This is a genomic window from Microbacterium sp. Leaf351 (assembly GCF_001423825.1).
In the GTDB taxonomy this organism is placed as follows: Bacteria; Actinomycetota; Actinomycetes; order Actinomycetales; family Microbacteriaceae; genus Microbacterium; species Microbacterium ginsengisoli.
This window is the reverse complement of the sequence record NZ_LMPK01000021.1, coordinates 23,741-25,575: the sequence shown is the minus strand read 5'-3', so window position 1 is coordinate 25,575 and position 1,835 is coordinate 23,741. Positions and strand designations below refer to the sequence as shown.

The window sequence follows — 1,835 nt, the reverse complement described above, 5'->3', positions numbered from 1 at the left end:
TCAGCAGCGACGGTGAGGATCTCCGCGTCAGGTTGCGAGATCAAGCACAGTGAGTCTTCGAGGTCGACGAGGATGCGCCCCCACACCGCGGCGTCAGCGGTCTCGCCAGTCCCGTAGGTGTCGAACTTGACCAGCTCGAATCGGGCCATGATCTGTTCGCCGCGCGAGCCCCAGAACAGGCCGTTGCGGGCGACATCGACACCGGCGTAGACCATCGTGCCGGGACACCTCTCGGACAGTTCTTTGAGCGCGTCGGCGACTTGCTCGTTGCCGCGGTAGTGCAGGTCCAGCCGGTGGATGTCGTCGATGATCACGAGTTCGGTGCGGCATTCGCGCATCACATGGCTCACGCGGCTGAGGAGGACTTCGTAGTTCGCGTTGCGGGAGTACGGGATGGCGTAGAAGTCGGCGAGCTTGGTGATCATGGTCTTCGCCGTCGCGTGCGTCGGCACGGGCACGTATGCGACGGGGGTCAAGTTGCGTTGCGAGGCCGTGGCGCGCTGGCGTCGGGCTCGCTCGAACGCCCTGCCGAACTCCTGGACCGCGGTGGTCTTCCCGAGACCTGGCCTGCCAGAGATGATCACGCCGGACTTGCTGGCGTCTGGGGAGCGGTTGTCGGTTATCGCGTGGCGGATGGCGACCGCGACCCGTCGGAGTGATGGGGTCGCCACCCGGGCGCCGAGGGTCATGTACCGTTCGCGGGCGATGTTGAACAGCGCTCGCTCCGAGGAGTCCATCGCGTCGTACTCGGCGAGCGTGAGCGGGAGTGTCCGTTGGGCGACGAACTCGACAAACTCGCGCCACCCTTCCTTTGTGGCGTAGTCGAAGTCGGTCGATGGGGCGTCGAAGTCGAAGTCCCCCAGCAGATCATCGAACATCGCGCTCACGCCTCATCCGGCGACCGGGTCATCCCGAACGGTGCGGCGACCGGCCATGCTGGCTTCGCCGCGACAACATGGAGTTCTTTGTCGCCGAGGTCCCCAGTTGCCGAATGCTCGGCGCCCGGCGGTGCTGTGGGTGCGATGTGTGGGAGTTGGTTGGTGATCGCCAGCGGGTCCGTCCGTGCGCTTACAGCACGCTTCTTCTGACGCGCCGTCGGCAGCGCGTTGCCCTTGTACATGAACCGGCGCATCACCTCGTTGAGGTCGTCGGTGCTCGGCTCGTTGTCGCCGCGGGCTGCGGCTTGCGCGCGGGCGACTCGCCAGACCTCGTCGGCCATCGGGGCGCCGCTGTACGGGGAGCGCCAGTCGAGCGGGAGGAACTGGTCGCCGAGTTCCAGCCACACCGTCATCGGGTTGTAGGGGTCGACGTGGAATGGCCACTTGCCTTGTTGCCGGTGGTGCGGTGACCGCTTTTTCCGCAGCGGGCCGAGCTCGGTGGAGTCGTAGACGCGCAGGTCGATGTCGACACCGTAGTGGTTGATCACACGCCATTCGGTCGGGAGCAGTGCGATGTACTTCTCGGCGGTGAGCGGGACTTGCAGCTCCGGAGCGACTTCGCGGTACGCGGCGACCATCTGGTTCGGGGCCAGCATGAGCCGAGGGTTGCGGGGGTCGCGCAGCGCCTTGTGGGGTCGGTTCTGCCAGGTCACCGCGACCCAGTCCTCGAACAGCTCCTGCAGCTGCTCGAGGGTGAGCAGCTGGCTCGTCGCGATCACCTCGTCTCCACGCATGTCGGGGCTCTGCCCGAGGAACGCGATCGCGTACTGGGTGAACTGGTCCTTCACGGTGCGGAACATCCGCTCGATTTTCGCCTTCTGCGTCGGCGTGTACTCCGCGTTGACCGTCAGCGAGATCCCCAGCGTCCGACAGGCATCCGAGAAGTGCCGCGACACG

At 65.9% G+C, this 1,835-nt stretch carries 1 protein-coding gene; it reads right to left on the bottom strand.

The window, feature by feature from the left end; translation table 11 throughout:
- Window positions 1-878: TniB family NTP-binding protein (locus ASG00_RS07480; protein WP_235559432.1), on the bottom strand; the 878-nt coding region annotated here is incomplete at its 3' end.
- Window positions 879-1,835 lie beyond the last annotated feature (957 nt).